29 protein-coding genes and 1 tRNA gene are annotated in these 26,842 nt (G+C 61.4%); 9 read left to right on the top strand and 21 right to left on the bottom strand.

The genetic code is table 11. The annotated features are described in order from the left end of the window. Positions 1 to 13 precede the first annotated feature (13 nt). Positions 14 to 565, bottom strand: a complete 552-nt coding sequence (locus ABSE61_RS08590; protein ID WP_423870656.1) for a TRAP transporter small permease — start codon at positions 563 to 565, stop codon at positions 14 to 16. Between the two features lie 31 nt (positions 566 to 596). Further along, positions 597 to 1,631: a TRAP transporter substrate-binding protein DctP gene (gene dctP, locus ABSE61_RS08585; RefSeq protein ID WP_423870655.1), complete on the bottom strand. Its 1,035-nt coding sequence runs from the start codon at positions 1,629 to 1,631 to the stop codon at positions 597 to 599. A gap of 890 nt (positions 1,632 to 2,521) precedes the next feature. On the opposite strand from dctP, the gene ABSE61_RS08580 reads away from it, so the two are divergent. Further along, entirely contained in the window at positions 2,522 to 2,824 is a 303-nt protein-coding gene (locus tag ABSE61_RS08580) for a hypothetical protein (RefSeq protein ID WP_423870654.1), read from the top strand. Between the two features lie 251 nt (positions 2,825 to 3,075). Here ABSE61_RS08580 and ABSE61_RS08575 read toward each other — a convergent pair whose 3' ends face one another. From ABSE61_RS08575 to ABSE61_RS08555, 5 genes are all read right to left on the bottom strand, one after another. Then, the gene (locus tag ABSE61_RS08575; RefSeq protein ID WP_423870653.1) at positions 3,076 to 3,309 is read right to left on the bottom strand and encodes a DUF2171 domain-containing protein; all 234 of its coding nucleotides are present in this window, start codon (positions 3,307 to 3,309) and stop codon (positions 3,076 to 3,078) included. A 57-nt stretch (positions 3,310 to 3,366) separates the two neighbouring features. Beyond that, positions 3,367 to 3,876, bottom strand: coding sequence for a YciE/YciF ferroxidase family protein (locus ABSE61_RS08570; RefSeq protein ID WP_423870652.1), 510 nt, complete (start codon positions 3,874 to 3,876; stop codon positions 3,367 to 3,369). Between the two features lie 117 nt (positions 3,877 to 3,993). Next, complete coding sequence (locus tag ABSE61_RS08565) at positions 3,994 to 4,575, bottom strand: hypothetical protein (RefSeq protein ID WP_423870651.1); 582 nt, start codon at positions 4,573 to 4,575, stop codon at positions 3,994 to 3,996. Positions 4,576 to 4,603: 28 nt separating this feature from the next. Then, a tRNA-Glu gene (locus tag ABSE61_RS08560) sits at positions 4,604 to 4,678 on the bottom strand. Positions 4,679 to 4,949: 271 nt separating this feature from the next. Beyond that, entirely contained in the window at positions 4,950 to 5,282 is a 333-nt protein-coding gene (locus ABSE61_RS08555; RefSeq protein WP_423870650.1) for a hypothetical protein, read from the bottom strand. Between the two features lie 39 nt (positions 5,283 to 5,321). On the opposite strand from ABSE61_RS08555, the gene ABSE61_RS08550 reads away from it, so the two are divergent. Both ABSE61_RS08550 and rpoH read left to right on the top strand, forming a co-directional pair. Continuing rightward, positions 5,322 to 6,320: an RluA family pseudouridine synthase gene (locus ABSE61_RS08550; RefSeq protein ID WP_423870649.1), complete on the top strand. Its 999-nt coding sequence runs from the start codon at positions 5,322 to 5,324 to the stop codon at positions 6,318 to 6,320. A 216-nt stretch (positions 6,321 to 6,536) separates the two neighbouring features. Beyond that, positions 6,537 to 7,439: an RNA polymerase sigma factor RpoH gene (gene rpoH / locus ABSE61_RS08545; protein ID WP_423870648.1), complete on the top strand. Its 903-nt coding sequence runs from the start codon at positions 6,537 to 6,539 to the stop codon at positions 7,437 to 7,439. A gap of 89 nt (positions 7,440 to 7,528) precedes the next feature. Here the strand turns inward: rpoH and ABSE61_RS08540 are convergent, their stop codons facing one another. The 3 genes from ABSE61_RS08540 to ABSE61_RS08530 form a co-directional block, all read right to left on the bottom strand. Further along, positions 7,529 to 7,945, bottom strand: a complete 417-nt coding sequence (locus ABSE61_RS08540; protein ID WP_423870647.1) for a hypothetical protein — start codon at positions 7,943 to 7,945, stop codon at positions 7,529 to 7,531. A gap of 190 nt (positions 7,946 to 8,135) precedes the next feature. Further along, entirely contained in the window at positions 8,136 to 8,759 is a 624-nt protein-coding gene (locus tag ABSE61_RS08535; RefSeq protein WP_423870646.1) for a peptidoglycan recognition protein family protein, read from the bottom strand. A 58-nt stretch (positions 8,760 to 8,817) separates the two neighbouring features. Beyond that, positions 8,818 to 10,038 carry a GGDEF domain-containing protein gene (locus ABSE61_RS08530; protein ID WP_423870645.1) on the bottom strand — a complete coding sequence of 407 codons (1,221 nt, stop codon included), beginning with the start codon at positions 10,036 to 10,038 and terminating at the stop codon, positions 8,818 to 8,820. Between the two features lie 719 nt (positions 10,039 to 10,757). Between ABSE61_RS08530 and ABSE61_RS08525 the strand changes: the two genes are divergently transcribed. Further along, on the top strand, positions 10,758 to 11,621 hold the full coding sequence (locus ABSE61_RS08525) for an SDR family NAD(P)-dependent oxidoreductase (RefSeq protein WP_423870644.1): 864 nt from the start codon (positions 10,758 to 10,760) through the stop codon (positions 11,619 to 11,621). A 231-nt stretch (positions 11,622 to 11,852) separates the two neighbouring features. Here ABSE61_RS08525 and ABSE61_RS08520 read toward each other — a convergent pair whose 3' ends face one another. The 4 genes from ABSE61_RS08520 to ABSE61_RS08505 all read right to left on the bottom strand — a co-directional run bounded on the left by ABSE61_RS08520 (position 11,853) and on the right by ABSE61_RS08505 (position 15,362). Further along, positions 11,853 to 12,659: a lytic murein transglycosylase gene (locus ABSE61_RS08520; RefSeq protein ID WP_423870643.1), complete on the bottom strand. Its 807-nt coding sequence runs from the start codon at positions 12,657 to 12,659 to the stop codon at positions 11,853 to 11,855. Between the two features lie 164 nt (positions 12,660 to 12,823). Beyond that, positions 12,824 to 13,585, bottom strand: a complete 762-nt coding sequence (locus ABSE61_RS08515) for a lytic murein transglycosylase (RefSeq protein ID WP_423870876.1) — start codon at positions 13,583 to 13,585, stop codon at positions 12,824 to 12,826. A gap of 191 nt (positions 13,586 to 13,776) precedes the next feature. Next, on the bottom strand, positions 13,777 to 14,631 hold the full coding sequence (locus tag ABSE61_RS08510; RefSeq protein WP_423870642.1) for an alpha/beta fold hydrolase: 855 nt from the start codon (positions 14,629 to 14,631) through the stop codon (positions 13,777 to 13,779). 38 nt (positions 14,632 to 14,669) lie between these two features. Beyond that, complete coding sequence (locus ABSE61_RS08505; protein WP_423870641.1) at positions 14,670 to 15,362, bottom strand: alpha/beta fold hydrolase; 693 nt, start codon at positions 15,360 to 15,362, stop codon at positions 14,670 to 14,672. Between the two features lie 152 nt (positions 15,363 to 15,514). On the opposite strand from ABSE61_RS08505, the gene ABSE61_RS08500 reads away from it, so the two are divergent. Continuing rightward, positions 15,515 to 16,138 carry a CGNR zinc finger domain-containing protein gene (locus ABSE61_RS08500; protein ID WP_423870640.1) on the top strand — a complete coding sequence of 208 codons (624 nt, stop codon included), beginning with the start codon at positions 15,515 to 15,517 and terminating at the stop codon, positions 16,136 to 16,138. Positions 16,139 to 16,196: 58 nt separating this feature from the next. Further along, complete coding sequence (locus ABSE61_RS08495; protein ID WP_423870639.1) at positions 16,197 to 16,880, top strand: haloacid dehalogenase type II; 684 nt, start codon at positions 16,197 to 16,199, stop codon at positions 16,878 to 16,880. Positions 16,881 to 17,045: 165 nt separating this feature from the next. Here the strand turns inward: ABSE61_RS08495 and ABSE61_RS08490 are convergent, their stop codons facing one another. After that, entirely contained in the window at positions 17,046 to 17,441 is a 396-nt protein-coding gene (locus ABSE61_RS08490; RefSeq protein ID WP_423870638.1) for a cupin domain-containing protein, read from the bottom strand. Between the two features lie 114 nt (positions 17,442 to 17,555). Beyond that, on the bottom strand, positions 17,556 to 18,353 hold the full coding sequence (locus tag ABSE61_RS08485) for a DUF817 domain-containing protein (RefSeq protein ID WP_423870875.1): 798 nt from the start codon (positions 18,351 to 18,353) through the stop codon (positions 17,556 to 17,558). A 290-nt stretch (positions 18,354 to 18,643) separates the two neighbouring features. On the opposite strand from ABSE61_RS08485, the gene ABSE61_RS08480 reads away from it, so the two are divergent. Continuing rightward, the gene (locus ABSE61_RS08480; RefSeq protein WP_423870637.1) at positions 18,644 to 18,880 is read left to right on the top strand and encodes a hypothetical protein; all 237 of its coding nucleotides are present in this window, start codon (positions 18,644 to 18,646) and stop codon (positions 18,878 to 18,880) included. A gap of 167 nt (positions 18,881 to 19,047) precedes the next feature. Here ABSE61_RS08480 and rpoD read toward each other — a convergent pair whose 3' ends face one another. Further along, entirely contained in the window at positions 19,048 to 21,201 is a 2,154-nt protein-coding gene (gene rpoD / locus ABSE61_RS08475; RefSeq protein ID WP_423870636.1) for an RNA polymerase sigma factor RpoD, read from the bottom strand. Between the two features lie 373 nt (positions 21,202 to 21,574). Then, positions 21,575 to 23,578: a DNA primase gene (gene dnaG, locus ABSE61_RS08470; RefSeq protein WP_423870635.1), complete on the bottom strand. Its 2,004-nt coding sequence runs from the start codon at positions 23,576 to 23,578 to the stop codon at positions 21,575 to 21,577. Between the two features lie 371 nt (positions 23,579 to 23,949). On the opposite strand from dnaG, the gene ABSE61_RS08465 reads away from it, so the two are divergent. Both ABSE61_RS08465 and ABSE61_RS08460 read left to right on the top strand, forming a co-directional pair. Then, positions 23,950 to 24,276 (top strand): BrnT family toxin, encoded by a 327-nt coding sequence (locus ABSE61_RS08465; protein WP_423870634.1) that lies wholly within the window; start codon positions 23,950 to 23,952, stop codon positions 24,274 to 24,276. A 103-nt stretch (positions 24,277 to 24,379) separates the two neighbouring features. After that, positions 24,380 to 24,532 carry a BrnA antitoxin family protein gene (locus ABSE61_RS08460; protein ID WP_423870633.1) on the top strand — a complete coding sequence of 51 codons (153 nt, stop codon included), beginning with the start codon at positions 24,380 to 24,382 and terminating at the stop codon, positions 24,530 to 24,532. 137 nt (positions 24,533 to 24,669) lie between these two features. Here the strand turns inward: ABSE61_RS08460 and ABSE61_RS08455 are convergent, their stop codons facing one another. The 3 genes from ABSE61_RS08455 to ABSE61_RS08445 are packed head-to-tail and all read right to left on the bottom strand — an operon-like array spanning position 24,670 to position 26,758. Then, complete coding sequence (locus tag ABSE61_RS08455; RefSeq protein ID WP_423870874.1) at positions 24,670 to 25,062, bottom strand: gamma-glutamylcyclotransferase family protein; 393 nt, start codon at positions 25,060 to 25,062, stop codon at positions 24,670 to 24,672. After that, on the bottom strand, positions 25,059 to 25,868 hold the full coding sequence (locus ABSE61_RS08450) for a transglutaminase-like domain-containing protein (RefSeq protein ID WP_423870632.1): 810 nt from the start codon (positions 25,866 to 25,868) through the stop codon (positions 25,059 to 25,061). The genes ABSE61_RS08455 and ABSE61_RS08450 overlap by 4 nt, the downstream gene beginning before the upstream one ends. Before the next feature lie 2 nt (positions 25,869 to 25,870). Beyond that, positions 25,871 to 26,758, bottom strand: coding sequence for a transglutaminase family protein (locus ABSE61_RS08445; protein WP_423870631.1), 888 nt, complete (start codon positions 26,756 to 26,758; stop codon positions 25,871 to 25,873). Positions 26,759 to 26,842 lie beyond the last annotated feature (84 nt).

Genomic DNA, 26,842 nt, shown 5'->3' with positions numbered 1-26,842 from the left:
GTGTCTGATTTCATCATGTGTCGGTGTGCGAAGCATGGCCCGCGCCGGCGACTTGCTCATGCGCGGGGATGTGACCGACCGTCATGGTCTCGGGATCGAAGGCAAAGATGTAGCGATAGAGCCGGATCAGATAGCGGCCGGACATCAGCGCAGCACCGGTCGGCACCGCCGCCGAATAAAGCCACATCGGAAACTGCACGTCCGACGAGCTGCGCTCGTCCAGCATCCACGACGTCTCGACGATGCTGAAGCCATACCAGGCAAGGCCGGCGCAGAACGCGAGAGCGACGAGGCAATTGGCGGCCTCCATCCAGCGCTGCACGTCCGGCGAAACCGCCCGCAGCACCAGATCGGGCCGCACATGGCCGTCGGTGCGCACCAGTTGCGAGGCAGCCAACATGATGCCCCAGACGACGAGATAGACGATCACCTCCTCGGCCGAGGTGATCGCATAGCGCGGGGCGATGTATCGCCCGGCGACCTGCACGAGGCCGACGATCATCGCGGCGAGGCCCAACAGGCCGATCAGAATCCGCTCGGCCTTGTCCCACCACGCATCACGCACCGGCGAACTCCCTGCCCGTCTTGTCTTGATCTTAGCTGCGGCTGCTGCCGACGGTGTCGCTCACCAGCTTGACGAGTTCGGCCGACAATTTGGTGTCGCGGACGAGATCGGCTTGCGCCCCGATCATGCGCTTGCGATCGGAGGCCACCTGGTCCGCCGGCGGATCGAAGAACGTCACGCCATTCGCCTGCATCGCCGCGCGGGCATCGGCTTGCGATTTTGCGGACATTGCCCGGTAACGCTGGACATTGGCGGCCCAGACGTCGCGCATCAGCTTGCGTTCGGCTTCGCCCAGCTTGGACCAGAAGGCATCGCTGACCATCGGGATGTAGTTGGCGAAGAACTGATGGTCGGCGTAGGAATATCTGACGCCGGCTTCCCAGAGCTTTGCCGAATTGACGCTCTCGTCGCTACTGACGAAGCCGTCGAAGGTGCCTTGCGACAGCGCGAGCGGCACGTTCGGCCAGGGCGTCACGTTGGGAAGGGCGTGCACGAAACCGATGCGCCAGGAGATGCCCGCCCCGCCCGGACTGCGGAGTTTCAAACCTGAGAGGTCGTCGAGCGAGCGAACTTCTTTCTTGGTCGTGTACCAGTTCTCGTTGCCGAGTTCGAGCCAGGGGCCGATGACATGCGAGCGCACCTTGGTCTCAAGCTGTTTGTTGACGTGTTCGCCCGGCGCGCCATCGGCACAGCGGCGGAACACCTCGATCTCCGGACTGTAAAGCGTGGGCAACTGGCAGAAGTCGCAATCGGGCACGAGCCCGGTCATGGTCCAGGTGCCGGGCGCGGCCATGTCAACCTGGCCCTGGAGCAGCGCCTTGGTGACATTGAGATCAACGAACAACTGTCCGGAGTGAAAGACTTCGCCCTTGATCTTGCCCTGGCTCGCTTCCTCGATCTTGGCGAGATAATCGACGATCGCCTGGTTGCGCGGATGCGACGGCGCGGTATCGAGCGAGCAGCGCAGCTTGATCGCGTCATCCGCAAAAGCCTGGCGCGAAACATAAGGCGCGGCGATTACGCCTGCTGCGACCGCGACAAAGGCGCGCCTGTTCAATGCTGTCATTGGCTTCCTCCCGAGTATTTTTCCGACCTGTTGTTCCGGTCTCTTGGCCTCAAGATCGCGCCTGTCGTCGTCCTTGGCAACCGTAATCCGGCTTGTTTCTCGCCATTTCGGCTCAGACTTTCGGCACTGGTTGGGTCTCCGTCTTTGCGATTCAACGGTCCCGCTGACCCGCCAGCCACGTCCGTCATCGCGAGCGAAGCGAAGCGATCCAGAATTCTTGACGCATCGGGATTCTGGGTTGCTTCGTCGCTCTCGCTCCTCGCACTGACGATCCTCCAGTTTACGCTCGCAATCACACACACGTCCGCCTTCCCGCGACGCCAAAGGCGCCCGGGGCGATGCGAAATTCACGTCCCTCGATAAAGAGGGCGCAGGGAATGCCGGGCGCGTCAGTGCACCCGCAGCCTCGTATGCAAAAATAGAAAGCATACGAGCGTAGTCACCGCAGGCACGCCGGAAGCGATCCGGCATTTCCTGCACGACGGTGTTACGGCTTATTTCGTGCTCTTGTGTCTGGCAAATCTGCCAGAATGTGCGAACGGGCGGTTCTCACCAACCGCCCGTCGCTGGATCTGAGCCCGTTCGTGCTCGAAGGCCATAAGAGCCTGTCGGGGAGCGTGGGACAGGTCCGGTGTCTTCCTCAACCCGAACAGTTGCATGGGCCTTGAGCCCGGACCGAGAAAGGAAGGGAGCTGGATGATGGCACAAGATAATCTGGTTGTCGCGGGGATCGATGTCGCCAAGGACAAAGTGGATGTGTGCATTCGATCGCAGTCATTGCGGCGCGCTTTTGCAAGCACCCCGGAGGGTCGGCGCGAGCTGGCGTCCTGGCTGCGCCGGCGCAAAGTCCGCAAGGCCGTGATGGAAGCCTCCGGCGGCTACGAGCGCGAGTGGGCCAAGACGCTCCGTACCGCGCCAGGATCGAGGTTCGGATTGTTGATCCCAAGCGGGTCCGCAGCTTCGCTCGATCGGCTGGACGGCTTGCCAAGAACGATACGATTGATGCGGAGATGATCGGCTGGTTTGCCGAGACCTTCGGTGAGGCGCCGGGTCAGGCCCATGACGCGGAACGCGAGAAGCTGGCGCAGATCGTGAATACGCGCCAAGCCCTGCTCGACTTGCAGAGCGGGTTGCAAAACAGGAGCGAGCATTCGGGGCCGGAAGTTGTGCAGAGGGTTCAGGCGCGGCAATGAGCGTTGAAAGTCGCAGCATGGAAAGTCCTCCGGGTAGTGATGCCTGCCGGACACCATCGGAGGTTATCGTGATTGGCCGGCGGCGGCGAGTTGATTTCGAAGAGCGAATGCCCGTTTTCGGCGTGAACGGACCTGCGGCCTGACACCCACGCGGGTGCCTCCTCGTGGATTCCATCGCCGCAAATAACGCAAATAAAAAGCCGCCCGACGGCATCGGGCGGCTTCAAATGGTTATTTTTAAATCGCTATTTTTATTTCTCGTCTTCCAGGGTGACGGCGACCGCTCCGATGGCCGAGAGCCGCACCTTGTTGCCTTCAACTCCGGCCACCAGGCCGCGGTCGATAAAGTGGTGATGGCCCTTGTGCGAGCCTTCGCCGCTGTCCTTCTTGGTCAGCTTGATCCGGTTGCCTTCGACCTTATCGACGGTGCCGACGTGAACGCCGTCGGCGCCGATGACTTCCATGTGCTCTTTGATGTCAGCCATTGTCTACAACTCCTTGATCCACAACGCCCAGCCAATGTGGCGTTCAAAACATCCGGTTCAAGCGGCCAGTTTCTGCTCGGCTTCGACATTGACCAGGGATTCGGCGAGCTTGGTCAGCGCGGAATCCGTCGCTTCCTCTTCGTCGAGTGTCGCCTGCAATAGCCTGGCTGCGTCGGGCATTCCGAGTTCCTCGGCCCAGGTGCGAAGCGTGCCATAGCGCGACATCTCGTAATGTTCGACGGCCTGGGCCGCCGCTAGCAGGCCCGCGTCGAGCGCCGGCATTCCCTTGAAGTCCTTCATGATCTCGGCACCCTCTTCGGTGATGCCATTGATCGCCGCGCAGGTCTTGCCCCGCGCCGGCTTGCCGATGATCTTGAAGACCTGATTGAGACGCTTCACCTGGCCTTCGGTTTCCCTGAGATGTTTCGTGAAAGCCTTCTGCAAATCCTTCGACTGCGCGGACTTTGCCATCTTGGGGAGCGTCTTGAGAATCTTGTTCTCGGCGAAATAGATATCCTTCAGCGTCTCGTGAAAGAGATCGCTCAGCAGCATCGACTTCTTGGCCATGTTCGCTCCAATCCGGTTTGAGACCCGTTGCGGGTTGCCGGAATCAAAGGGCGGAAGAGAACAATGGTTCCAAGACGCGACGATATGTTTCGTCGGCTGATGGCTAACTTGCCGCCCTTAGCGGCGGCCGAACGCCAGCGGAGATGCGCCGGGCAACAGCGCAGAGTTGAGGTCGTTGGGCTGCTGCGAGAAGCTGGCTCCGACGGAGAGGCTGAGATTCGAGGTGGGACGGAACTCGACGCCGGCATTCACGCGATAGCCGGACGTGTTGCTGGAGGACATGGAGTCGAGCGCCGTAAACGGGTTGCCGATGCCGGGGCCATTGTACTTGATGGTGTCGAAGCCGGCATAGACCGAGACCGGCGCGCTCTTGAAATTGTAGCCGGCCTGCGTGCCTTCGTAAGTGAATGCGGCGCCGTTGCCGAACGCGACGGGCGAGCCGAAGTTGCTCAGGCCCCAACCTAGGTTACCGCGCTCGCTGCCGACAAACCAGCCGTTCTCGAAGTTGTAGCGCGAGGAAAAGTTGCCGAAAGGGTTCGCGTTCGGATCCGACGTCAGGCCGCTGCGGAATCCGGTCGTCGAGGTCCAATAGGGCACGGATTGCGCGTGCGCCGGAGAGCCGAGGCCAAGCGAGGCCGCGACGACGGCAAATGCGAAACCCAATCCGCGTGCGACCATTTCGCGTGAGATCATGGACATCCGCGGCCGATCCCGCCAGCGAAATCGTTGGCGCTCCCAAGGGGAATCGAACCCCTGTTTCGGCCTTGAGAGGGCCACGTCCTAACCGCTAGACGATGGGAGCTTACGGCCAAGGGAATAGCGTTGAAATCGATATTCGGCAAGGCGGGTTTGCTCTCTCTTCTCCCTCCCCCGCGGAACGCGCGGGGAGGGAAGGCCAGCACGAAGCACGCGAAGAGGGGCTCCAACCGCCGTCATTCCGGGGCGCGAGTAAACGAGCGAGCCCGGAATCCATTTCACCTCAGCTCATTTGGATAAATAGATTCCGGGCCTGCGCCTTCGGCGCATCCCGGAATGACGAATGCAGAGAGATATTCTACGGTGAGACGAGATAATTAAGGCTCGCTGACAAACCGCAGCCGCCCAGTGGTTTTGAGCGTATGCGCATCAAACGTGCGGATTTCGGTCGTTCCGCCCACATCCAGCGTCACCACCACCCGGTCACCGGCCGCAGTGATCGAGACGATCTTGGCGCCCTTGGGCACCACCGCGGTGATCTCGGCCACAGCCACGCTTCCCTCGGAGCGAAAAAGACGGTAGCCGATGGCAATCAAAACGGCCGCGACCGCCAGCCCCGTGGTAAGGCCCGCAATCAGCATCAGGCGCCGTACCCGTGCAAACAGTGCGGCCTGTTCAGGGGTCGGATCGGGCGCAACGGTCTCGGTCATCAAACTCATCTTTGAAACACAACTGGGATAACGGTCACTTTGACTAACAATCAGCGGCTGGAAGTCATCGTCGAAGGCATCGAAGGATCGCCCCGGCTCGACCGCGTGCTCGCGACGCGCCTGTCCGACCTGTCGCGCTCGCGGCTGAAAGCGCTGATCCTCGACGGTCGGGTGGCCGTGAAGGACGCTCCCGTCCGCGACCCCGCTTATCATGTCGCATCCGGCGATACGATCACAATCGACGTGCCGGCGCCGGTGGCCGCGGAGCCCAAGGGAGAGGATATCGCGCTCGATATCGTCTATGAGGACGACGACCTCATCGTCATCGACAAGCCGGATGGGCTGGTGGTGCATCCCGGCGCGGGCCACGAGACGGGTACATTAGTTAACGCGCTGATCGCCCATTGCGGCGAAAGCCTTTCGGGTATTGGCGGGGTCAAGCGGCCGGGCATCGTGCACCGGCTCGACAAGGACACTTCCGGCCTGCTGGTGGTCGCCAAGAACGACGCGGCGCATCAGTCGCTTTCGGCGCAGTTCGCCGACCACGGCAAGACCGGCGAGATGCGGCGCGGCTACCTCGCTTTCGTCTGGGGGGTGCCGAACCGGCAGCGCGGCGCGGTCGATGCGCCGATCGACCGGCATCCGCATGCGCGGGAAAAAATGGCGGTCCGTGAAAGCGGCCGCCACGCCGTTACCCATTGGGAGACCGTCGAGAGTTTTAATAGCCCCGACGGCAAGCCAGTCGCCTCGCTGCTTTCCTGCGAACTCGAGACCGGCCGCACCCATCAGATCCGGGTGCATCTGGCCCATATCGGCCACCCCCTGATGGGGGACGCGGTCTATGGCCCCCACTTCAAGACCAAGGCCGCCCGCCTCGGCCCGCAAAGTCAGGCGGCTCTGGCCGCCCTCGACCGCCAAGCGCTACATGCATACCTCTTGGCCCTGGAGCACCCCAAAACCGGGGCGATTCTTGAGTGGAACTCGGATTTGCCGGATGATCTCAAGGCTTTGCGGCAGGCGCTAACGGCGGCGCTATGACGCAGGGTGGTTAGAAAAGTCTTGATATGCCAGAAGGTTATAGCAGCCACACCGGAACGTGACGGGGGTTTAACTTCCAAAAGGAGCCGCGGTTGGTGTATGTTGCCCCTGCGTTGAATACCCAACGCGGAACATCGCAGAGCGACTGGCTTTAACAAAGCAGTGCCTGCCTGGCCCGCCGCTATCGGGGGCCTGAACCAAGTGGAGGGCGCACGGATGGCCCGCACAGCTACCCTACCGATTCTCAACGGAGAATCCGGTCTTTCCCGGTACCTCGCTGAGATCCGCAAGTTTCCGATGCTGGAACCCCAGCAGGAATACATGCTCGCCAAGCGTTTGCGCGAACATGACGATCGCGACGCGGCAGGTCAACTTGTCACCAGCCATCTCAGGCTCGTGGCCAAGATAGCCATGGGCTATCGCGGCTACGGATTGCCGATCTCCGAGGTCGTCTCGGAAGGCAATGTCGGCCTGATGCAGGCGGTGAAGCGGTTCGAACCCGAAAAGGGGTTCCGGCTCGCTACCTACGCTATGTGGTGGATCAAAGCCTCGATACAAGAGTACATCCTGCGTTCCTGGTCGCTCGTGAAAATGGGCACCACCGCGAACCAGAAGAAGCTGTTCTTCAACCTGCGCAAGGCCAAGAGCAAGATCTCCGCGCTCGACGAGGGTGATCTGCGTCCTGACCAGGTGAAGGTGATCGCCAAGCGCCTCGGCGTGACGGATCAGGACGTGATCGACATGAACCGCCGTCTCGGCGGCGATGCCTCGCTCAACGCCCCGATCCGGGACGACGGCGAAGCCGGCGAATGGCAGGACTGGCTGGTCGATAACTCGCCCAACCAGGAAGCCATCATGGCGGAGCACGAGGAGTTCGATCATCGCCACCAGGCGCTGACCGGAGCGATCGGCGTGCTGAACGCCAGGGAACGCCGCATCTTCGAGGCGCGGCGTCTGGCGGAAGAGCCGATGACGCTGGAAGATCTCGCCGCCGAATTCGGCGTGTCGCGCGAACGCGTGCGGCAGATCGAGGTTCGCGCTTTCGAGAAGGTGCAGTCGGCCGTGAAAGGCACGATTGCCCGGCAGGAAGCCGCAGCCCTCGAGGCCGCGCACGCCTAACCAGGGCGGATCGAAAACGAGAGACAAGGAAGCCGGCGGCAACGTCGGCTTTTTTGTTGGGTTCCCCTCTCAATGAATCGAGGGTTACCTCAACGAAGGATGCTGAGGTAATCCGACAGCGTGGTGAGGTCGCCACGCGTGCTCTGCCGCAGGGGCTGGTTACTCAACAATATGCCGGACTGGGTCCTGTAATCGGCAGGCACATTGTCAGTCGGCTTCAGCGGCTGGCGGAGGAGATCGCGGTAGCGGTCATAGGCCTGTTGGGTGCCGACGAAGATGCAGACGCAATGCTGCGGCTCGGCATAAAGATAACGCACGGCGTCGCCAACCCCATTTGTGATGAAGCGGTGCGCCGGCAGCGCGCGCAGCGCTTTTTGCCCGGCGGGATCGTTGGCGAACTGGATACGAAAACCGGCGGACGACAAATAAAAGCTGTTCTTTTCCAGGAACGGCTTGCTTGGCTCCTCCACGGCGGACGAAACCGCAGCGCAGAACAACAGCGCCATAGCCGGTAACAGCCGCAAGGCTCCGATGCCGCGGCGCCGGAATGTATGCCGATGGTCTGACAGGGCCAGCCAGATAATCGATGCCGACATTGCAATTCCTCTGCCTTAACGCCTCCCCTTGCGTCGGCCATTACGCCACGAACAGTGAGCCAACATTGTGTTGAACCCAAATCCGTCGCGCGCTGATTACCTACTCCCCCCACTCCCGCGCCAGCGTCGCGAGTAGGCAGCCTTCGCAGTAGCGCGCATCCTTGAAATCGATCCAGTTGTGCGCATAGACATGGTCGAGCGGAATGCGATAACGCGCGCGCAGCACCTTCACCAGAATCCGCCACGCCGCGATTTGCTGCTCGGTCGCGCCTCGCGTGACGTCGGGATAATTGCCGGCGAACTCGACCCCGATGGAGGTGTCCTTGTTGACCTGGTGATAGGTCTTGGCGTTGTCGATGTACTTGTTGTCGTTGCGGTCGGCGCCATCGGTGTGGGTCGGAACGAGATTGTCCGACACCGCCCAGTAGACCGTGCCGTCGGTCTCGACCCATACCATGACGCCGCGGCGCGTCGGATTCTTCGCCTGCTCCTGCGCGCCGCCGCGCGCCGAGCCCGCCGGTCCCTCGGTCTGATGCACGATGATGTTGCGCCACGGATGGGCATGAGCGACATCGCCCCATGGCGCGAGCCAGACCATCTTCAGGCCCGGAATTTCCGGCGTGCCGGAGGAGCGCGCGATCGCCTCGATCGAGGGCTGCTCGGCGAGAGCCGGAGCCGATAGGACAACCGCGCAGATGGCGATCAGGAGAAAACGAAAACGCATGCCCGCACTATGCCGGGCGCCAGCCGCAGGGATCAAGCTGTAAGCCCGCCAGGCTCCGTCAGGCGTGACGGCGCAACGGCTGCGACGGGGTGACTTCCTGCTCGGGCGCCAGCGGCGGCGGCAGGTCGTAGACCGAATAGCGGTTCCGGCCCTCTTTCTTGGCGACATAGAGCGCGTGGTCGGCGGCCGCGATCAGCCGGTCCGGCAAGACCCCGATATCCGGCGTCCATTGCGCGACCCCGATCGAGACCGAGAGCGGAACCTCGTTGCCGAAACAACCGGCGGCATCCTCGCGGCACACGTCGATGATGCGGCGCGCGATCATCGCGCCCTCGCGCAACGTGGAAGCCGGCAGCATGATGCAGAACTCGTCGCCGCCGGTGCGCGCCAACAGATCGCCCAGCCGCAGCCGCGTCTGCGCCATCAGCGTGAAATGCTGCAGGCAGGCATCGCCCGCGGCATGGCCGTGGGTGTCGTTGATGGTCTTGAAGTTGTCGAGATCGACCACCAGCAACGCAAACGGCTGGCCGCTGCGGCCAGATCTGGCGCATTCGTCGGCCAGGCGTTGCAACAACTGCCGGCGGTTACCGACGCCGGTGAGATCGTCCATCAGCGCGAGGTCCGCGACCTCGTTGCGCAGCCGGTCCATCGCCATCAGCAGGAAGCCGAAGTTGCAGACCATGGACAGGAACAACAGCCCCAGGATCACGATCGATTGCGGCGCATTGAAATGGACGAACGAAAAGTCCGTACCGATCTGAAACAGCTTACTCAGCGCACGGAAGACGCAGATGGCGATCATGACGACCGCGACGCCGCCGGCAAGCCGGGCGCCGGCATTGGCCTGGCCGTCCTGCTTCGAGATCAGCAGCTTCAGCGGAAAAGCCAGCGGCAGCGCTTGCGCCACCGAAAAGATCACAACCCGCGCGGTCGAGCTGTCATAGCCGTAGATGAAAATCGAAAGGCCGACGAATGTCAGCACCGTCAGCGCCACCGTCAGCCGCCAGAGCACCGGCGCGCCGTAGAAACGCCTGATGCCCATCGCGGCGAGGCAGGTCGCGAAAACAACTATCGTGCCGCCGACAAGCAGCGGGATCAGCGAGTCCACGACCAGCGTCAAGGTCGCGATCAGCGAGCCGACGGCCAACGCCAAAGCCGAGCCGGTCCAGTACCGCGCGGCCTTAAGGCTCGGATAGCTGTGCAGGATGTACGCCCAGATCAGACCGAGCGCGAGGAAATTGATGACGAACGCCGTCCAGAGCGTCGGAACGTTCAACATTTAAGGTTCAGAGCGCCCATCGCTCCGTTCTCCCCGTTTTCAAGCCGCCCAGGAAACGACTATCCCCGTAGTCTTGCGAAGCAACATGCAACCGCAGCGCTTAACGGAGTCTCACTTTTCGGAAGCAAATCCGCGGTGTGGTTTTGAAATGCTGAAGGCGATGCGCGGCGCCACACCTGGTCGCCTTCCGGCGCGATGTTAACCCCGGAGTCACCACGGTGAGAGGCGTTACGACCACCACTTCATCGATGGTGTGAGGCGATCCGAACGCGCAAAGCGAAGCCTTCGCGCCAAAAACACGCCAAAAGGCGTAACTTCTGTGGATAACGTAATGACACACGCGTGACAACGCGAGGCAGACGCGCGCGAATCTGCTGGGATTACAGTTGAGGATATTGCGAGGCTGGCCCTCCGCCGAGCATGCCTCGTGTCGCGTTTCAATCCATTAACTCAAAAGAGGATGCTATGGCTAAGAAAGCGAAGAAGGCAAAGAAGGCGAAAAAGGCCAAGAAGTCGAAGAAGAAGTAGCTTCGAAAGCCCGGGTGGAGCCTCGCTCTGCCCGGGCACTAGTTCGAATGACGAGAATGATGCGGCGGGCCAAAGGCTCGCCTTTTTGATGTCTGCCTTTTCGATTCCGGTTTTGATTTCCCCTTGATCCTGCCTGCCCGATCCGCTTTCAGTGGCGGACCCTATCCCTCGAATGCCGGAGCGATCGGAAGATGACCGCGATCCCAGAAGCCGCCGTGGCCGTCACGGGCGCTGCGAGCGGCATCGGCCGGGCCTTGGCGATCGAACTCGCCGCGCGCGGGGCCGATCTCGCGCTCGCCGATCGCGACGAGGCCGGCCTGCGGGAGGTCGCAGCCGAAATCGCCACCGGCTCCGCACGAACAGGTTCCTCGCGAAAAGTCAGCCTTCACCGCGTCGATATCGGCGAGTCCGAAGCAGTCACGGCCTTTGCGCGCGAGGCGATCGCGGCCCACCCGGCGCTCAACATCCTGATCAACAATGCCGGCGTTTCACTGCTCGGCCTGTTTCATGAGATCGATCAGGCGCAGATGGAGTGGCTGCTCAACATCAACTTCTGGGGCGCGGTGCATGCGACGAGGGGCTTCCTGCCGCACCTGGCTAGCCAGCCGGCTTCCCATATCGTCAACGTCTCCTCGATTTTCGGCATTGTCGCCCCGCCCGGCCAGACCGCTTATGCGGCGGCAAAATTCGCCGTCCGCGGCTTTTCGGAAGCGCTCCGCCACGAGTTGCAGATGGCCAAAAGCCCGGTTCGGCTTTCCGTCGTGCATCCCGGCGGGATCAAGACCAATATCGTGCGCAACTCACGCACAGGTTCGGGCATCGCCGACAATGAGCGGCGAGTGCAGTCGATCGAGCGCTTCGACGTCATCGCCAAGACCTCGGCGAAGGATGCGGCGCTTCGGATCATCAAGGGCATCGAGAAGAACGAGCCGCGCATCCTGATCGGCGGCGACGCCCGCTTCATGGATATCCTGCAGCGCTTCCGCCCCGCCACCTACTGGAACGTGATGGCGAAGCGCATCGAGAAGATGTCGAAGCGGGGGAAGAGCGCCTGAATTTGCACTCTTTGTCATTGCGAGCGTCAGCGAAGCAATCCAGCGCAAAAGAGTGGATTGTTCCGTCGCTTACGCTGCTCGCAGTGACGGGATGGCTCGTCCAACATAATCAATCGTCATTCCGGGGCTCGCGAAGCGAAAACCCGAAATCCATTTCGCCGAGCGCGCTTGCTGCATGATGGATTCCGGGTTCGCGCTAACGCGCGCCCCGGAATGACGTGCTTTCGCCCCTCACCGCCCCGCAAGCTGATCGGCAAAATAGGCGATGGTCTTGCGGTAGATGACGGCGTGATTCCACTCGCGCATCGCCTCGAAATTGGCCGAGCCCTCGCCGTAGGGCGCGCCCATCTTGAAGCCGTTGGTGTGCAGCAGATTGGCGGTCGAGGCGAGGACGTCGGCGACGCTGTGGCGCAGATCGACGCGGCCGTCGCCGTCGAAATCGACGCCGTATTTGATGTAGGACGACGGCAAAAATTGCGTCTGCCCGATCTCACCGGCATAGGCGCCGATCATCTCGCGCAACGGCAGATCGCCGCGTTGCAGGATTTGCAGCGCCGCGAGCAGTTCGCCCTGAAACAATTCGGTGCGGCGGCAATCATGCGACATGGTCGCGAGCACGCGAAACACCGGCAGTTTTCCCATATCGCCCTTGCCGAAGTCGCTTTCCAGTCCCCAGATCGCGACCAGGATCTGCCGCGGCACGCCGTATTTGGCCTCGATGCTCGACAGCAGAGGCGCATAACGTTGCAGCATTGCGCGTCCGCCATTGATGCGGCCGGAACCTACGCGGGTCAAAACATATTGCTCGAAGGTTTTGGTGAAGGTGCCGCGCTGGCGCCGGTCGAAGGCGAGCACGCCGGAATCCTGCTGCACGCCACCAAGCGCCTGCGCGATCGTGGCCTGCGAGATGCCGGCGGATGCCGCTTCCGCCGACATGCTCTGCACGAAGGTATTGAAATCGCCGCCGCAACGGGCGGCGTAAGCGGGAGCGGATGCGATGAAGGCAAAGGACAAAATAATGAGACGATGTATCCGCATTTGGTCCCCGCAAATCGTGAGATAAGTGCCGTCATGGCCGGGCTTGTCCCGGCCATCCACGACTTTGCTGCAAAGATTAGGAAGATCAGGCGTGGATGCCCCGGTCAAGCCCGGGCATGACGACGGAGTGATCAGCCGCTAATGCCCACGCGTCGCACTCTCCCTCACTCCCCGCCGTCGATCTGGCGGCCCATCAGCGCGATCGCCTTTTGATAAACCTGGGCCGCGTTCCATTCCTCGATCGCCGCGAAGTTCGGCTCGCTCGGCTGATAACCGGCGCCGGCGCGCCAGCCATGGGCTTTGAGGAAATTCGCGGTCGAGGACAACGCGCCGGAGGAACTTTCGAGATTGCCGACGCCGTATTCCAGCATCGTCTTGGGCAAGAACTGCGTCTGGCCGATCTCGCCATGCATCGAGCCGCGCTGGCTGCCGGATAGCGTGCCGCGATCGATCAGTTTCAGCGCCGCGTAAAGCTGGTCGGTGAAATATTCCGGCCGGCGGCAGTCATAGGCGAGCGTCGCGATCGAAGACAGCATGTTCTGATTGCCGTGCTGGCTGCCGAAACCGGTCTCCATGCCCCAGATCGCGATCAGCGGGCCGGCCGGCACGCCGTAGCGCTGCTCGATCGAGGCGAACAGCGCCGCGTTCTTCTGCTTCATGGCGCGGCCGCGCGCGACGATGGCCGGCGCGCCGCGCTTGGCGAGAAACTGGTCGAGCGAGAGCTTGAAACTGTGCAGGCTGCGATCAGCCGCAATCGTCGCGCTCGCATACGTCGTCTGCTGCAAGGCCGCGACGCCGGCACCGCCAACACCCTTGGCGCGGGCCTCGCCTGCGAATTGCTGTTTCCAGGCTTCAAACCCGCCAGGTCCGTTGCCGCATTGGGCGGCGTGAGCTTGCGAGCTCAAACAGGCGAGCACCGCCAGCATGGAGAAGGCGGGGATCAATCCTTTACCGTGGCTCATTACAAAAATTCCTGACGTTGCGTGATCTCTGCCCAAATCAGCTTAGCGCAACACGGGCTCTGGTCTAGGCCGTTCCAGATGTATTTGCGATGACGCGACAACGACAACGGCGGGCTTCCGCCCGCCGCTTGCCCCAATACCATCAGCCTGCGTCTTCAACGAGCCAGAAACTCGCGGATCGCCTCCCCGATCTCGGGCGCATGGGTTTCCAGCGCAAAATGGCCGGTATCGAAGAAGCGCACGGTCGCCCCGGGAATATCGCGCTTGAACGCTTCGGCGCCCGGCGGCAGGAAGAACGGATCGTTCTTGCCCCACACCGCGAGCAACGGCGGCTTTGATTTACGGAAATAATCATGGAAGGCCGGATAAAGCGCGATGTTGCTCTTGTAGTCGCCCATCAGATCGAGCTGTATTTCGTCCGCACCGGGGCGCGCGAGATAGAAGTTGTCGAGGCTGTAGCCGTCGGGCGATACCGCCGTCTGGTCCGTGACGCCATGGGTATACTGCCAGCGCGTCGTTTCCGGTACGAGGAGTACACGCATCGCCTTGCGATTTTCCAGCGAAGGATCCCGCCAGTAATCGCGGAGCGGCTTCCAGCCGTCGCTCAAGCCTTCTTCATAGGCGTTGCCGTTCTGCGAAATGATGGCGGTGATCCGCTCGGGGTGCCGCACCGCCAGCCGAAAACCGGTCGGCGCGCCATAGTCGAACACATAGACCGCAAAGCGATCGAAGCCGATCACTTCGGTAAAACGCGCAATGACATCGGCGATATGATCGAAAGTATAATTGAACGTGTCCCGCGACGGCATGTCGGACTGGCCGAAGCCGGGCAGATCCGGCGCGACGATGTGGAAATCATCGTTCAACAGCGGGATCAGATCGCGGAACATGTGGCCTGAGCTCGGAAAGCCGTGAAGCAGCAAAAGTTTTGGCGCGCCTTTGCGGCCAGCTTCCCGATAGAAAATCTTGAAACCATCTACATCGGCGGTCTTGTATGCGACTTCTGACATGGATTTTCTCCTTCTTGGCTCGTTCCTGGCTTGGGGTTTCAACCGGCGACGCTACGGATCGCTTCCTGAATGATTTCGACGACGACACGCGGCGCGGTGACGATCGGGGCATGATCGACCGTGTGCACCCTCACCGTCGCCTTCATCCGCTCGGCCATGAAACGCTGCGTCTCTTGCAAAATCACGCGGTCTTCTTCCGCGACCAGGAACCAGCTCGGCACGTCCTTCCAGAGCGGACGCCCCACGGGCACGGTGATGCAGGCCGGCGAGATCGGCCGCTGCACGGCCGAGAGCACCGCGAGGTCCTCCGTGCCGGCGTCCTGCGCGAAGGCGTTTTTGAAAGCCTCCTCGGGCAACCAGATCAGGCCGTTGTCATCGGGCGCGAGTTTCGGCGCCAGCGGGTGCGGCGCGACGCGGTAGAACACGTCGGCGACTTTCTCGCCCTCATCGGGCGCGAGCGCCGTGACGTAGACCAGCGCCTTCACCTGTTTTGACCGGGTTTCGGCAATGACCGCGCCGGCATAGGCGTGTCCGACCAGAACCACAGGCCCTTCGACACGCGCGAGCGAGCGATCAAGGGCTGCGACGTCGTCCGCGAGCGAGGTCAGCGGCAACGGCGCCGCCACGACATTTGCGCCTTCCGATTTGAGCGCCGCGATCACCCGCGCCCAGCTCGATCCATCCGCCCAGGCTCCATGCGCCAGCACCACGTTCACATTGTTGGCGGACATTTTCGTGCTCCCTCGCCGATTCGGCGTAACCTATATATTAGCTATTTACAGGTTACTATCATATCGACAATAACTGGTCAAATACTTTTTAACAGGTTACGTTCTGAGATGTTTTCCCGACCCTTCAGACATCAAGAGAAACGTTTTTGCCGATGAGTCATCACCCTCCCGCCATGTTCCTTGCCGACTCCCCGGGCCTCGATTTTCTCAACTCGGTCGCAACGCCGGTGGATACGCCTGTCGACTGGATCGGGGATGGCGAAGGACTGTTGGACTGGCTGAGCCAGGCTAACTACGTCCCTGCCGACGTGTTGAAGGAAATCAAGGCGCGCGCAACGCGGAGCGAACTCGATCAGGTCGCCGCTCAAGCGAGGGAATTGCGCGAATGGTGCCGAGGCTTTGTCCGCAAGCACATGGGCAAGCCGCTTTCGCCGAACGCGTTGCGCGAGCTTGATCCCCTGAACAAGTTGCTCGCACACGACGAGACCTTCAGCCTGATCCATCGGCATCATGACGGCCATGGCGATCGCCTGGAGTTGCACCGGACCCGCCGCTGGCGGTCGGCGGAATCGTTGCTGCTGCCGATCGGTGAAAAGTTGGCGGAGTTCATCTGCGAGGAAAATTTCTCCGACGTGAAGGCGTGTGAAGGAAGTAGCTGCACGCTGCTGTTTGCCGACCACACGGCAAGGCGCACGCGGCGCTGGTGCAGCATGGCGATCTGCGGCAATCGCGCCAAGCAGGCGGCTCATCGAGAGAGGCTCAAAAACAAGGGCTGAGGGCAAACCCGAACCATCCTCAAGGAAGCAACCAGGCAACAAGAAGGAGACCTGTCCCATGGCCAAACTGCCCCTGATCGTTTTCGACGTGAATGAAACGCTGCTCGATCTCGAGACGATGGAGCCTGTCTTTGCGCGCATCTTCAACGACAAGAGCGCGATGCGGCTCTGGTTCGCCAACCTCATCCTGTATTCCGCGGCGCTGACGGTGGCGGGCAGTTATGTGCCGTTCACCGATATCGGCGGCGCGGTGATGAAAATGCTGGCGGACACAAAAGGTATCAAAGTCACCGATGCCGACAAAAAGGAATTGACGGACAAATTCTCGACCATGCCGCCGCACGCCGAGGTGCCGGCGGCGTTGCGCAAATTGCGCGAGGCCGGCTTCCGCCTGTTCACGCTGACCGATAATCTGCTGGAAGTGCAGACGCGCCAGCTGACACATGGCGGCATCGTCGATCTGTTTGAGCGCCGCTTCAGCGCCGACGGCGTGAAACACCACAAACCGTCGCGCGAGGCCTATGCCTATGCCGAGAAAGAACTCGGCACCAAGCCCTCCGACATGTGCCTGATCGCCTGCCACACCTGGGATACGCTGGGTGCGGTCGCCTCGGAGTGGGAAGCGGCGCTGATCAAGCGGCCGGGCAACGACCTCCTCGGCGTCGGTCCCCAGCCGCACATCGTCGGCGACAGTCTTGATGACGTCGCCAATCAGCTGATCGCGCGGCATAAGGCGGGGTAACCGGCTGCGCTCCCCCCTCCTCCGTCATTCCGGGGCGCGAGTGAAACGAGCGAGCCCGGAATCCATTTTACCCGCATTAATAATGCGGCACCATGGATTCCGGGCCTGCGCCTGACGGCGCATCCCGGAATGACGACGGTTGGTTTCAGTTCCGCGTATCCACCCCTACGGCGCCGGCACCGTCATCGGCTTGCCCTTGTCGACGATGTGCACGGTCAAGAGCTTCAGCGACTTGTCGCCAACGACCTTGTAACCGGCATGCGGCACGTCGCGAACATTCACCCCGGCCTGCCCGGGCGGCCGGTCGATCTCCTTGCCGTCAGGCATCTGCAACCTTGCGCCTTCCAGGACGTAGACGGCTTCTTCGCCCGGATGCGTATGCCGCGCGATGGTAGAGCCCGGCGGCACCTCCAGAACGGCGATGATGATCTCCTTGTCGGTGCCGGTAAGATCAGCGGTTTTCAGCACGACACGGTGCGGCTCGGCAGTTTGCGCCAACGCGGCCGGCGCAAACAACGCGGACGCCAGGACAACGGAAGCAACGGCGGCAAGACGGAACATTTATCTTTCTCCCTTGATGGACCAGCGCTCGTGAACAAGGGGCTGGTTTACGAAAGCAAGTCTACCATCGGTCGCGCGATGAAGGCAGCAGGGATTGCTGGCGGCTGTTCAGAATCAGATCTTGTGAGCGGCGGCTGCCCGCGGCGCGTTAATCAGGCTGACCAGCGTGTAGCTGATAATCATGAGCAAGAACCATGAGCCGAGTTTGGCAACGGGAACGGCCGACCAGCCTTGATGCTGCGACGGGTAAAGCCAGGTTCTGGTAAAGGTGCCGATGTTTTCCGAAAGCCAGATGAACAGCGACACCAGCACGAAGCCGAGAAGAAGCGGCATCGAGCGATAGACTTGCCAGACCTTGAAATAGATCGTGGTGCGGCCGAACATCAGCGCGGCAGCCGCAAACAGCAGCAGGCGAAAATCCAGACCAAAATGGTCAATGAAGAAATTGGCATAGATCGCGACACTGAGCGCGACGAGACGGCGGCGCGGCGGGTGGTTGGAAAATCGAAAATCGAACAGCCGCCAGGCGCGGCAGATGTAGCTGCCGATGCAGGAATACATGAAGCCGGAAAACAGCGGCACGCCGGCAACGCGAAAAAGATTAGGCTCCGGATAGATCCAGTAGCCGACCGAGGTCTTGAAGATCTCCATCAGCGTGCCGACGGCGTGGTAGACCAGGATGACTTTGGCTTCTTCCCATGTCTCCAGCCCGCTTGTGAGCAGCGCGATCTGAACGCCGAGCATGCATAAAAATAGAAAGTCGTAGCGCGCCAATGGCGCATGCGCGGGATAGAACCAGGCGGTCAAGATCATCAAGCCGACCGCGATGCCGCCGAACAGGCAAGCCCAGCCTTGCCTGATGCCGAAGCGGAGGAATTCAACCAGCGCGGAAGTCCAGCTCCACCGTGCCACCTGGCGGCGGAATAGGGCCTCAGTGGCGTCCGCCTCGGGCGTGATGAAAGAACCATTCGCACTCACGGCCGCCTCCATGGCATCGCTTCGCTGACCCCAGCAAATGACATGATCCGGCGTTTCCCGGGGCGGGATTTTCGCCCGAGATTTCGTGCAGAACGTTGCATTCAAAACGAAGGCCTAGGGAATTCCGCTGACCGAGAACAGCAGTTGCCGCAAGGCAGGTCTGGCTACCCGTGGATTTCGGCTATTTCATTTGACAGTTGCGCCCGTATCGATAAAAGCCGCGCATGCCCAAAAAACCCGGCACCAATCCCAAAGGCGAGTTTGCCTTTTTCAATGTCGTCTATGAAGACGACTCCGTTCGCTCCAACCGTCGCGTGCCTTCTGAGCTTCTCGGCGGGTTGGATGGCGACGAGCCCGCGCGTGCGTTCATTGCCGGGCAGGACCGCGAGATCGCCGAGAAATCCGGACGACCTGCGCTTGAGATCAAGAGCATCAGCCGGGTCGGCGCGAAGAAGAAGTAATTCTTCGATTCAATCGAGGTCCAACCTCCCTCGTCGTCGCGAGCGTTAGTCGAAAAAAAGCGGCTGGCTTTCGCCTGCCGCTTTTTTAGACTGGATTGAAGACGTGGATGGCCGGGACATTCTAGCGAAGACGCGCTTCGCGCTTTTGCCCGACCATGACGACCGAATTAGTTATCGAGGAACGAACGAAGCTTCCGCGACCTCGACGGATGCTTGAGCTTACGCAACGCCTTCGCCTCGATCTGGCGGATGCGCTCTCTCGTTACCGAGAACTGCTGGCCGACTTCCTCCAGCGTGTGATCGGTGTTCATGCCGATGCCAAAGCGCATGCGCAGCACGCGCTCCTCGCGTGGCGTGAGCGAGGCCAGCACGCGCGTCGTGGTCTCGCGCAGGTTGGACTGGATCGCCGCATCGATCGGCAAAATCGCGTTCTTGTCCTCGATGAAATCGCCGAGGTGTGAATCCTCTTCGTCGCCGACCGGCGTCTCCAGCGAGAGCGGCTCTTTCGCGATCTTGAGAACCTTGCGCACCTTCTCCAAGGGCATGCCGAGCTTTTCGGCAAGCTCTTCCGGGGTCGGCTCGCGGCCGATCTCGTTGAGCATCTGGCGCGAGGTGCGCACGATCTTGTTGATGGTCTCGATCATGTGCACGGGAATACGGATGGTGCGTGCCTGGTCGGCGATCGAGCGCGTGATCGCCTGCCGGATCCACCACGTCGCATAGGTCGAGAACTTGTAGCCGCGGCGGTATTCGAATTTATCGACCGCCTTCATCAGACCGATGTTGCCTTCCTGGATCAGATCGAGGAACTGCAAACCGCGGTTGGTGTATTTCTTGGCAATCGAGATCACGAGGCGAAGGTTGGCTTCCACCATTTCCTTTTTCGCCTGGCGCGCCTCGCGCTCGCCCTTCTGCACGCCGTGCACGATCTTGCGGAATTCACCGATCTCAAGCCCGGTCAAAGCCGCGAGCTGCTGAATCTCGCCTCGCAGTTCCTTGATGCGGTCCTTTTCGTGATGGACGAAATTCTTCCAGCCTTTGGCCGAGAGTTTCGAGACCCGGTTGAGCCAGCGCGGATCGAGCTCGGAGCCTTGATAATTGCGCAGGAAATCCTCGCGCGCCACGCCGTGGCTGTCACCCAAACGAAGCAAACGCCCCTCGAATGAAACCAGCTTCTTGTTGATGTCGTAGAGCTGCTCGACGAGGGAATCGATGCGGGCCTGGTTGAGGCGCAGCGACTTCACCTCGACGATGATCTCGTCCTTCAGCTTCTTGTATTTGCGCTCCTGCGCCGGCGACAGCGTCTCGTTCTGGAGCTGGTTGGAGATGTCCTGCTCCTGCAGGCGCCGCAGCTTCTTGTAGTTGTCGGCGATCTTGTCGAAGGTTTCCACCACCTTCGGCTTCAGCTCGGCCTCGATCGCGGCGAGCGACATCTGGTTTTCGAACTCGTCGTCGTCGAGATCGGACTCAGCGGCAGCCTCTGCGGGATCCTTTTCGCCGTCTTCGGCATCGCCGGCGGCGGGTTGCGGACGGAACGGGGTGGGCGACGGCGGCGCCGCAGGAGGCGCCACGGCTGCCGGCATCGCCGAGCCGTTGCCGTTAGCATGACCGTTGGAAGCCGCGCCTTCAGCGGCAGGCGCGCCTTCGGCTCCGACAGGAGCGCCGATCATCGCCGGGTTCATGTTGTTCTTGGCGTCGGGGCCGGCATAGGTGGCCTCGAGATCGATGATGTCGCGAAGGAAGATCTTTCCTTCGTTGAGTTCGTCGCGCCAGATAATGATGGCTTGGAAGGTGAGCGGGCTTTCGCAGAGCCCCGCGATCATCGCCTCGCGGCCGGCCTCGATGCGCTTGGCAATCGCGATTTCGCCCTCGCGCGACAGCAATTCCACCGTGCCCATCTCGCGCAGATACATGCGCACGGGATCGTCGGTGCGTTCGCCCGGCTCGGACTTCTTGACTTCGGTGACGGCCTTCTGCGTGACCTCGACAAGCTCGTTGTCGGTATCGTCCTCGGCTTCTTCCTGCTTGTCTTCCTCGGCGTCGTCCTCGGCCTCGGTGACATTGATGCCCATGTCGGAGAGCATCGACATGATGTCTTCAATCTGCTCGGGCGAGGTGGTGTCGGAGGGCAGCACTTCATTGAGCTGATCGAAGGTCACGAAGCCGCGCTTCTTGGCCTGCTTGATCATCTTCTTGACGGCCGCATCCGACAGGTCGAGCAACGGCGAAGGCGCGTCGGGCGAATCCTTTTCAGGCGCGTCGGCTGCCTTGTCGTCCTTTTCCTTGTCTTTCAGCTGGACCGTCTTCGCCTTGCTGGCCATTCATTGCTCCCAACCGCGTTTCGATCGCGGGGCGTTTGCCCATCTCGAAACGTCTAAACCCAGAACTCACTCTCATGACACGAAAGGGCGGCGCCAAATCTCGCCACCCCCAGTCGCTTTCGCCGGATTTCGCACAATGGCCTTAACTGCAGATTGCGGAAATTGCGGATAGCCGGATTTTCGAACAGCGCGCGTTGCGGTTTATTTTCGAACGCGTCTCTTCGATAAAGAACCGGCGGCCGCTACACCCTTAAATGCCTCAAAGCCATTAAGCGTTGCTTAACCCTGTTTTTGCCGCCAAACCACGGGTTTGGCGAGTCTTTTTGCGGTTCCGACGCCGGCCATCCGCACAAATTTTGATCCCGCTCGTGCCCTAAACACTACGCTGGAACCGGCCGGATAGTTCGCCAAATCCCTCGATGATGGCTTCCGTGCCGTCCACCTCGGACAGCCGGGCCTTGATATCGCGCAGCCAGACCATGCTGGCCTCGGTCGCGTCTTCGCCCAGAGCGAGCTCGGCGTCCTTCAATTCCCTAAGTAAGGAGTGGTACTGACGATGCAAGGCGACGAGCTGGTGCCAGGTAGAAAGAACATCCTCCTGGGCTGCCCCGACCCTCGCGCCCCACACCGCCCCGGTCGTGATCCCGCTTTCAACCCTTTGAAGTATTTGTGAAAATCCGGCAGCCGCCAGGTCGGCCCGCATCTTTTCGGTTTGCTCGGCGGTGTCAGGCGAATGGTGATGATCGTTGGCGAAGGCCGCGATGATGCCGGCGCGGAGCTTGTGGGCCTCGCCATGGGCAAGCTCGAGGGCTGCGACCTCCTCGAGGTGATCATGCAAAATCCAGGGATGGTTGATGAGACATTGCAGGATCAGCGCCTCCCGGCGAGACAGGGCGCTGCGCTGGCCGCGCATGATCGGGCTCGCCGCCAGTTGCGAACTGGCCGCCTGATAGGGGCCGCGAGGCAAGGCACTAGATCCCTGTGGACGGCCGCCTCGGGAATCGAACCGGCCGGGGTTTTGGCCGCCCCGCGGGGCAAATCGCCGGGCTGATTCGCCGTAGGAACCACCGCTATAACGCCCGCCGCCGGCGGAGCCGCGCGCCACCTCGGGAGCGAACATGCGGCCTAAGCGCTCGGCCAGATCCTGGCGATAATAGCGCCGCACCACCTCGTCGCCGATGCCGTTTGAAATTTCGCCTATACGTTTTTCCAGCGCCGCGCGCCGCTCCGGCGTTGCGAAATTGCCGCCTTCGATTTCGCGCGACCAGATCATGTCGGCAAGCCCGCGCGAGGCGGCGATCACGTCGTCGATCGCCGCGCGCCCGCCGGCCCGGGCCAGATCGTCAGGGTCTTGGCCTTCCGGCAACAGCGCGAAGCGCAGGCTTTTTCCGGGTGCAAGATGCGGCAGCGCGAGGTCAGCGGCGCGCCATGCCGCCTTTTGTCCGGCGCGATCGCCGTCGAAACAAAGTATCGGCTCGTCGGCCATTTTCCAGAGCAGCGCCAGCTGGTTTTCGGTCAGCGCCGTGCCGAGCGGGGCGACGCTCGCCGGATAGCCCACGCCGACCATCGCAATCACGTCGACATAGCCTTCGACCACCACGATCGGACTGCCGTTATGTGCGGCCTGCCGCGCGGAGCTGAGATTGTAGAGTTGGTCGCCCTTGTGAAACAAAGGGGTTTCCGGCGAATTCAGATATTTCGCCGGCACGTCTTTCTCGAGCGCGCGGCCGCCAAAGGCAATCACGCGGCCGCGCACGTCCGTGATCGGAAACATCACGCGGTCCCGAAATCGATCATAGGGCACCGGAATATCGTCGCCGCCGATCAGAAGACCGGTCTCGACCATGTCCTCGACCGAGATGCCTTGGGCGCCCAGATGTTCCTTCAGCGCAAAGCGATCGGGCAGCGCATAGCCGAGGCGGAACTGCACTTGCGTGGTGGGCGAAATCGCCCGATCCGCGAGATAGCCGCGCGCCTTGGCGCCGTTGCGCGAGGCGAGCGTATCGGCAAAGAATTTCGCCGCGAGTTCCATCACGTCGTGCAGCGTCTTGCGCCGTGCCTCGTGGCGCGCAGCATCGGGCGTTACCGCCGGCAGCGGCAGGCCAGCCATGTTGGCGAGCCGTTCCACGGCTTCCGGGAACGAAACGCCTTCGGTCTGCATCAGAAAGTCGAAAATATTGCCGTTCTTGCCGGAGGAGAAATCGAACCACGCCTGTTTCTGGTCGTTGACGAAAAACGACGGGGTTTTCTCCTGCTGAAACGGCGACAGCCCTCGCCACTCGCGTCCCGCCTTCTTCAATTTGACGCGGCGGCCCACGACTTCCGACACCGGAAGCCGGGCGCGCAACTCTTCGAGGAATTGGGCCGTAAAGCGCATGGGGCGATTCTAGCGCGGTTGTCTGAGTCGGGGCTAACCGACAACCGATATAGGGTGCTGGGACGAAATTACGAAGAATATCGGCCTTCTAGCCGCTATTCACAGCCCTCCCCGTCATTCCGGGGCGCGCCTCTTGGCGCGAGCCCGGAATCCATTGGACCACAACAATGCTCGGAGAAATGGATTCCGGGCTCGCTCGTTTCACTCGCGCCCCGGAATGACGACTGGGGGCTTGAACACCACATTACAATCGTATATACATAACTTGTCGAGGTGCGGCGAGCAGCAAGGGCATAGGGCTTCATCACCGTCATAGCGAACCTCGAGCGGTACCAACCGTGTCGAAACTCCGAATTCGGGGACGATTTGCTATGACGGAAGACGTGCAGCGGCTATTCGCAGGCGTGCGTGAATTCGGATGGGATCCGAAGAAACGCGAAAGCAACCTGCGAAATCACAAGATCGACTTCGAGGACGCGCGCGGAATTCTCGACGGCCCAACCTTCATCCGCCGATCGGATCGTCATGGCGAAGTCAGGTATCAAATCTTCGGTTATGTCGAAGGGAGGGAAGTCGCGGTCGCCTGTGCGATCCGGGGCTCGCTCTGCTGGATCATCTCGGCACGGCGGGCGCGGCGCGACGAGCGAAAAAAATATTACGATCGTTTCAAGGGACTCACCGAGAAAGGGCAAGACTGACTGGGCCCGCGTCGATGCGCTAACGGACGAAGACATCGTCAAGGCCGTTGCTAACGATCCCGATGCCACACCCATCGATATCGACTGGTCTGACTCCGTCCTGGTGATACCTGCGCGAAAAAAGGCGATCTCTATCCGCGTCGATGAAGACGTGCTCGATTATTTCAAGAGTCAGGGCGACGGTTATCAGCGCCGGATGAATGCGGTGCTGCGATCCTACATGCGGCAAAAGGCCAAGCCCAAGAAACGGGCGTGATCCCTTACTCGTCATTCCGGGGCGCGCCTCTTGGCGCGAGCCCGGAATGCATAGCGCCGCAACGTTGCTGGGAGAAATGGATTCCGGGCTCGCACCTAACGATGCGCCCCGGAATGACGACGGTAGGTGTCTTGCCTTCACAAAAACCGGCCGGACTCAATGCGGGCGAGCGCTTCAACCGGCCAGTTGTAGATATAGGTCCAGGCGTCCGTGAGGCTGCCGTCGGCGAGCGTAACGGAAAGCGTGTGGCGTACATACTGGGTGGGCTCGGGAAAACCCTCGCCACACGCCTCATACATGTCGAACTCGCGCAGCAAATCCTCCACCGCGCGCAGGCGATAGAGTTCGCCGAAGACGATATCGGCCGCATCATCCGACAGCACGAGGCCGGGATAATGCTTCACTTGGTAGAGCCGGCCTCGGCAGCTTGCTTCGCCGAGGAACTCAGCGTTCGCCGACAGAAGCCGGGCCATCGGATGCGCATAGCCGCGCATCAAGGTGCCGTAGACGAAGAGAAGATCCGTCATCAGGCCTTCACTTCGTCGCTGACGACAAAGAATTTGGCGAGGTTCATCCGGCCAAAGCTTGTGGAGAGCGCGACGTCGGCGGCATCGCGCCCGGTCGCCATCACGATGCGGCCGATGCGCGGCACGACATGGCGGGCGTCGAAAGTGTACCACTGGCCGGACAGATAGGCCTCGAACCAGCCGGAAAAATCCATCGGAGCCGGATCCGGCGGAATGCCGATATCGCCCATATAGCCGGTGCAATAGCGCGCCGGAATGCCCATGCAACGGCACAGCGTCAAAGCCAGATGCGCGAAATCGCGGCAGACGCCGGCACGTTGTTCATGGGCGTCGAACGCCGATTTCATGTGGTGGGCGTGCTCGTAGCCGAAGGTGATGCGGTCGTGCACATAGTTGCAGATCGCCATCACCCGTTCCCAGCCGGGCTGGATATTGCCGAACATGGACCAGGCGAGATCGACGAGTTTGTCGGTCTCGCAGTAGCGGCTTGCCATCAGATAGACCAGCACGTCATCCGGCAATTGCTCGACCGGCATTTGCCTGGCATCGGGTGCGACTGTATCCGGCAATCCGGAATCGCGCACCAGCGCGTCGCCACGCAACGTGACACCGCCGGCAGGCGCGACCAGCCGGCCGCAAATATTGCCAAAGGAGTCGTGATAGTAGCGGATCGAGACATCCGGATCGGCGACGATGGTCTCGGTGCCGATGATGTCGTGGCGGCGCGAGGGGTGGATCGACAGCATGATCACCATCGGCGTCGGCTGCGGCGCGGTATAGGAGATTTCGAATCCGACTTTGATCTGCATGATCAGGTCTCCACCACTTGTTCGGCGGCGGAGATGACGCGGATGCCGACCTCCATGCCGAGGAAGGCGTCGGCGGGTCCGAGATAGGTGCCATGCAGCGGGATCGCCTGGCGCGGATCGCGCGCGACCGCGACGCGAATGAGATCGCGGGTCCCGACAATGCCGTTGGTGGGATCGAATTCGATCCAGCCCGCGTTCGGCAGATAGACCTGAACCCAGGCATGGGTCGAGCCGCCGCCGAGATAACCGCCGTCCGCCGGCACAAACAAATAACCCGACACGAAACGCGCGGCGATTCCGAGCCGCCGCAACGCCTCGATCATCAGCAGCGCATAATCGCGGCAAGTGCCCGAACCCGTCTGCAGTGTATCGAGCGGATGCTGGGTGCCGTGCTCATGCCGCTTGCGATAGGCAAAGGCATCGCGGATGCCGTGGGTCATCTGGCTCAGAATCTTGAAGGTCGGGGTCGGCGCTTCCGCGTCGAGGAATTTCCGCGCCCAGGCCGACAACTCGCCGTTCGGATCGCCGTAATGCGGCGTGATGAACTCGCGGAGGTCCGGAAACTCCTCCTCGTCGTAGAAGAATGGATAGAAATAAGCGTGGTCATCCGGTGTCAGCGCGAATGCTTCCGCCGGGTTATGATCGACGGTCGCGGTCCAGGTGAAGCTCAAGAGGTCGGATCGCTCGTCGAACGTCGCGATCGCCACGCTGTTGCCGAACACGTCGTGAATCCAGCGCAGCGACATCGGCTGCGGCTCGATCCTGAGATCGCCGGACAAGACGCGCAAATCGTGCCCGTCGCGCGGACGCAGCATGATCCGGTGCTCGCCGAATGCGACGGGGCGCGCATAGCGGTATACGGTCTTGTGGTGAATCGTCAGGCGCGGCATCGTTGATTGCAATTATTATGACTTTGTAAGATGTAATCTATACCGATCATCGCAGATTTCGAGATCGGCGGTGCCGCTTGAGTA

It is taken from the genome of Bradyrhizobium sp., assembly GCF_049519115.1.
In the GTDB taxonomy this organism is placed as follows: Bacteria; Pseudomonadota; Alphaproteobacteria; order Rhizobiales; family Xanthobacteraceae; genus Bradyrhizobium.
The sequence above is the reverse complement of the archived record's forward strand: the minus strand, read 5'-3'. Positions and strand labels throughout refer to the sequence as shown.

What these genes read in the sequence shown, in the direction of transcription:
- ABSE61_RS08465 (WP_423870634.1), top strand. Translation starts at nt 23,950, where the DNA reads ATGACGGAAGACGTGCAGCGGCTATTCGCAGGCGTGCGTGAATTCGGA.
- ABSE61_RS08515 (WP_423870876.1), bottom strand. Translation starts at nt 13,585, where the DNA reads ATGCTGGCGGTGCTCGCCTGTTTGAGCTCGCAAGCTCACGCCGCCCAA.
- ABSE61_RS08505 (WP_423870641.1), bottom strand. Translation starts at nt 15,362, where the DNA reads ATGTCCGCCAACAATGTGAACGTGGTGCTGGCGCATGGAGCCTGGGCG.
- ABSE61_RS08450 (WP_423870632.1), bottom strand. Translation starts at nt 25,868, where the DNA reads ATGCAGATCAAAGTCGGATTCGAAATCTCCTATACCGCGCCGCAGCCG.
- rpoH (WP_423870648.1), top strand. Translation starts at nt 6,537, where the DNA reads ATGGCCCGCACAGCTACCCTACCGATTCTCAACGGAGAATCCGGTCTT.
- ABSE61_RS08565 (WP_423870651.1), bottom strand. Translation starts at nt 4,575, where the DNA reads ATGTCCATGATCTCACGCGAAATGGTCGCACGCGGATTGGGTTTCGCA.
- ABSE61_RS08535 (WP_423870646.1), bottom strand. Translation starts at nt 8,759, where the DNA reads ATGCGTTTTCGTTTTCTCCTGATCGCCATCTGCGCGGTTGTCCTATCG.
- ABSE61_RS08570 (WP_423870652.1), bottom strand. Translation starts at nt 3,876, where the DNA reads ATGGCCAAGAAGTCGATGCTGCTGAGCGATCTCTTTCACGAGACGCTG.
- dnaG (WP_423870635.1), bottom strand. Translation starts at nt 23,578, where the DNA reads ATGCGCTTTACGGCCCAATTCCTCGAAGAGTTGCGCGCCCGGCTTCCG.
- ABSE61_RS08540 (WP_423870647.1), bottom strand. Translation starts at nt 7,945, where the DNA reads ATGGCGCTGTTGTTCTGCGCTGCGGTTTCGTCCGCCGTGGAGGAGCCA.
- ABSE61_RS08495 (WP_423870639.1), top strand. Translation starts at nt 16,197, where the DNA reads ATGGCCAAACTGCCCCTGATCGTTTTCGACGTGAATGAAACGCTGCTC.
- ABSE61_RS08520 (WP_423870643.1), bottom strand. Translation starts at nt 12,659, where the DNA reads ATGCGGATACATCGTCTCATTATTTTGTCCTTTGCCTTCATCGCATCC.
- ABSE61_RS08555 (WP_423870650.1), bottom strand. Translation starts at nt 5,282, where the DNA reads ATGACCGAGACCGTTGCGCCCGATCCGACCCCTGAACAGGCCGCACTG.
- ABSE61_RS08525 (WP_423870644.1), top strand. Translation starts at nt 10,758, where the DNA reads ATGACCGCGATCCCAGAAGCCGCCGTGGCCGTCACGGGCGCTGCGAGC.
- ABSE61_RS08575 (WP_423870653.1), bottom strand. Translation starts at nt 3,309, where the DNA reads ATGGCTGACATCAAAGAGCACATGGAAGTCATCGGCGCCGACGGCGTT.
- ABSE61_RS08445 (WP_423870631.1), bottom strand. Translation starts at nt 26,758, where the DNA reads ATGCCGCGCCTGACGATTCACCACAAGACCGTATACCGCTATGCGCGC.
- dctP (WP_423870655.1), bottom strand. Translation starts at nt 1,631, where the DNA reads ATGACAGCATTGAACAGGCGCGCCTTTGTCGCGGTCGCAGCAGGCGTA.
- ABSE61_RS08500 (WP_423870640.1), top strand. Translation starts at nt 15,515, where the DNA reads ATGAGTCATCACCCTCCCGCCATGTTCCTTGCCGACTCCCCGGGCCTC.
- ABSE61_RS08480 (WP_423870637.1), top strand. Translation starts at nt 18,644, where the DNA reads ATGCCCAAAAAACCCGGCACCAATCCCAAAGGCGAGTTTGCCTTTTTC.
- rpoD (WP_423870636.1), bottom strand. Translation starts at nt 21,201, where the DNA reads ATGGCCAGCAAGGCGAAGACGGTCCAGCTGAAAGACAAGGAAAAGGAC.
- ABSE61_RS08490 (WP_423870638.1), bottom strand. Translation starts at nt 17,441, where the DNA reads ATGTTCCGTCTTGCCGCCGTTGCTTCCGTTGTCCTGGCGTCCGCGTTG.
- ABSE61_RS08530 (WP_423870645.1), bottom strand. Translation starts at nt 10,038, where the DNA reads ATGTTGAACGTTCCGACGCTCTGGACGGCGTTCGTCATCAATTTCCTC.
- ABSE61_RS08510 (WP_423870642.1), bottom strand. Translation starts at nt 14,631, where the DNA reads ATGTCAGAAGTCGCATACAAGACCGCCGATGTAGATGGTTTCAAGATT.